Origin of the sequence: Streptomyces sp. NTH33 (assembly GCF_003236365.1) — a bacterium.
Classification (GTDB): domain Bacteria; phylum Actinomycetota; class Actinomycetes; order Streptomycetales; family Streptomycetaceae; genus Streptomyces.
This window is the reverse complement of the sequence record NZ_POTZ01000615.1, coordinates 1-3293: the sequence shown is the minus strand read 5'-3', so window position 1 is coordinate 3293 and position 3293 is coordinate 1. Positions and strand designations below refer to the sequence as shown.

The window sequence follows — 3293 nt, the reverse complement described above, 5'->3', positions numbered from 1 at the left end:
GGCTACGGCTACCCCCAGCAGCCGGGCTACCCGGGCGCCCCCGGTCCCCGCCTCGCGTCCATGGGCCGCCGCCTGGGTGCCCGTCTGATCGACGGCTGCATCTACTTCTTCGTGTACATCATCATCGCCTTCGCAGGCGCCGCCGGCTCTGTCAGTGCGTTCCAGGACTGCGACCCGAACGCCGCCGACTACGACACCTGCATGAACAACGCCGGCTCCGACTTCGTGGCCAAGTTCGGCGCGATGATCGGCTTTCTCGTGCTCATCGGCCTGCTCTACGAGTGGCTGATGGTCGGCCTGGTGGGCCGCACCCTGGGCAAGATGGCCGTCGGCCTGCATGTGGTGAACGCCGAGACGGGCGGCAAGCCGGGGCTGGGCAAGTCGTTCATCCGCTGGATCATCCCGCTCGTGGGCGGGTTCGTCTGCGGTATCGGCCAGCTCCTGGTCTACCTGTCCCCGTTCTGGGACAAGTCCGGCCGTCAGCAGGGTTGGCACGACAAGGCCGCCGGCACGATGGTCGTCCAGAACTGACGAACGCCGCGCGAAGAATGTGGCCTCCGGCTCTCTGCGCAGAGAGCCGGAGGCCACACCCCCGGTGGCGCGCGAGCCGGTCAGTGGAAGAAGTGCCGGGTCCCGGTGAAGTACATGGTGACGCCCGCCTTCCGCGCGGCCTCGACGACCTGCTCGTCACGGATCGAGCCACCCGGCTGGACGATCGCCTTCACACCCGCCGCGATCAGGATCTCGGGGCCGTCGGGGAAGGGAAAGAACGCGTCGGAGGCCGCGTAGGAGCCGCGGGCCCGCTCCTCGCCGGCCCGCTCGACCGCCAGTTTGCAGGAGTCGACGCGGTTGACCTGGCCCATGCCGACGCCGACCGAGGCGCCGTCCTTGGCGAGCAGGATCGCGTTGGACTTCACCGCGCGGCAGGCCCTCCAGGCGAAGGCGAGCTGCGCGAGCCCGTCGGCGTCGAGCGCCTCGCCGCTGGCGAGGGTCCAGTTGGCCGGGTCGTCGCCGTCGGCCTGGAGCCGGTCGGTGACCTGGAGCAGCACACCGCCGTCGACGGCCTTGACCTCGACGGGGTTCGCCGGGCCGTTCGGGGCCTTGAGGACGCGGATGTTCTTCTTCCGGGTGAGGGTCTTTAGGGCCCCCTCCTCATAGTCGGGCGCGACGATGACCTCGGTGAAGATCTCGGCGACCTGCTCGGCCATCTCCTTGCTGACCGGCCGGTTCACGGCGATCACGCCGCCGAAGGCGGACAGCGGGTCGCAGGCGTGCGCCTTGCGGTGCGCCTCGGCGACGTCCGCGCCGATCGCGATGCCGCACGGGTTGGCGTGCTTGATGATCGCCACGCACGGCTCGTCGTGGTCGTACGCGGCACGGCGGGCGGCGTCCGTGTCCGTGTAGTTGTTGTACGACATCTCCTTGCCGTGCAGCTGCTCGGCCTGCGCGAGACCGGCGCCGCCGGCGTCGAGGTAGAGCGCGGCCGGCTGGTGCGGGTTCTCGCCGTAGCGCAGGGTGTGCGCGCGCTCCCAGGTGGCGCCGAGGAAGTCGGGGAATTCCCCCGCGGCGGAGCCGCTGTCGGATGCGGCGTCGACGGGGGCGTACTCGGACGCGAACCAGGAGGCGACCGCGACGTCGTAGGCGGCCGTGTGCTGGAAGGCCTCGGCGGCCAGGCGCTTGCGGGCGGCGAGGTCGAAGCCGCCGGAGGCGACCGCGGCGAGGACGTCGGCGTACCGCTCCGGGCTGGTGACGACCGCGACCGACGGGTGGTTCTTGGCGGCGGCGCGGACCATGGAGGGGCCGCCGATGTCGATCTGCTCGACGCACTCGTCGGGCGAGGCGCCGGAGGCGACGGTCTCGCGGAACGGGTAGAGGTTGACCACGACCAGGTCGAACGGCTCGACGCCCAGCTCCCGCAGCTGCCGCTGGTGGTCCTCCAGACGCAGGTCGGCGAGGATGCCGGCGTGCACCCTGGGGTGCAGGGTCTTGACCCGGCCGTCCAGGCACTCGGGGAAGCCGGTGAGGTCCTCGACCTTGGTGACGGGCACGCCGGCCGCGGCGATCCGCCCGGCGGTGGAGCCGGTGGAGACGAGTTCGACGCCGGCCTCGTGCAGCCCGCGCGCGAGCTCCTCCAGGCCGGTCTTGTCGTAGACGCTGACGAGCGCGCGCCGGATGGGCCGCTTGTTGCTCTCGGCGGTCACTGGATAACTACCTTTCGTCCCTCGATGCGATAGCCGTTGCGGGCGAGCCGCCCCACGACCTCGACGAGCAGCCTTCGCTCGACTTCCTTGATGCGCTCGTGCAGCGCGCTCTCGTCGTCCTCGTCCCGGACCTCGACCACGCCCTGGGCGATGATCGGGCCGGTGTCGACGCCGTCGTCGACGAAGTGGACGGTGCAGCCGGTGACCCTGGCGCCGTACGCGAGCGCGTCCCGCACGCCGTGGGCCCCGGGAAAGCTGGGCAGCAGGGCGGGGTGCGTGTTGACGAACCGCCCGCCGAAGCGCGCGAGGAACTCCTTCCCCACGATCCTCATGAACCCGGCGGACACCACCAGGTCGGGCTCGTGGGCGGCGACGGTCTCCGCCAGCGCCGCGTCCCACTCCTCGCGCGTGCCGTAGTCCTTGACCTTCCGCACGAAGGTCGGCAGCCCGGCGCGCTCGGCGCGCGCCAGCCCCTCGATGCCGTCGCGGTCGGCGCCCACGGCGACGATCCGGGCGCCGTACGCCTCGGCGCCGGTCTCGGCGATCGCGTCGAGGAGCGCCTGCAGATTGGTGCCGGATCCGGAGACCAGCACGACGAGGCGCTTGGCCACGGGCTTGGCGGCCACGGTGGGGCCCTTTCTCGGGGAAGCTGTTTTGTATGGTCGTACGAATGCTTCGCGCCCCCGGATACGGGGAAGCCTACGAAGCGGCCGACCGTCAGCAACGATACCGGCACAGCCGACCGGCCCCCATGGGACGGGGGCGTGGCCGGAAGGTAGCGTCAGGGGGGAGCTGGTACGGGAACGCACCGCCCGCACCGTGCGTTCACGGAATGACGGACCCCCGTCCCGGGGCGTGCGGTGCCCTCCGGGGTGTACCGGACGATGTACCGGACGTGCCAGATCAGTCGTGACTCACCAAGGGGAAGACGCTCACTTGATGCCGGACCGCAGCCTGCGACTCCTCACGCTCCCTCCGCAGTCGGCGCAGGGAGGGCGGCGCGGTGCCGTGCTGCTGAGGGAGCGCCCCTCCTCGCAGCCGGACGCTCCCTCGGACGGGCGGAGCGGCGGCACGGGCGGCGCGGCCCCGGAC

At 71.5% G+C, this 3293-nt stretch carries 3 protein-coding genes and 1 pseudogene; 2 read left to right on the top strand and 2 right to left on the bottom strand.

Annotated elements, in window-relative coordinates; translation table 11 throughout:
* Positions 1–531, top strand: a 531-nt coding sequence (locus C1I97_RS33865) for an RDD family protein (RefSeq protein WP_111006838.1), incomplete at its 5' end; no start/stop codon positions are given.
* 80 nt (positions 532–611) lie between these two features.
* Here the strand turns inward: C1I97_RS33865 and purH are convergent.
* Together purH and purN are read right to left on the bottom strand one after the other, a co-directional pair.
* Positions 612–2201, bottom strand: a complete 1590-nt coding sequence (gene purH / locus C1I97_RS33860; RefSeq protein ID WP_111006837.1) for a bifunctional phosphoribosylaminoimidazolecarboxamide formyltransferase/IMP cyclohydrolase — start codon at positions 2199–2201, stop codon at positions 612–614.
* Positions 2198–2827: a phosphoribosylglycinamide formyltransferase gene (purN, locus tag C1I97_RS33855; protein WP_111006836.1), complete on the bottom strand. Its 630-nt coding sequence runs from the start codon at positions 2825–2827 to the stop codon at positions 2198–2200. The genes purH and purN overlap by 4 nt, the downstream gene beginning before the upstream one ends.
* A gap of 283 nt (positions 2828–3110) precedes the next feature.
* Here purN and C1I97_RS43115 point away from each other — a divergent pair.
* Positions 3111–3293, top strand: a pseudogene (locus tag C1I97_RS43115) (hypothetical protein); the annotation flags it as partial.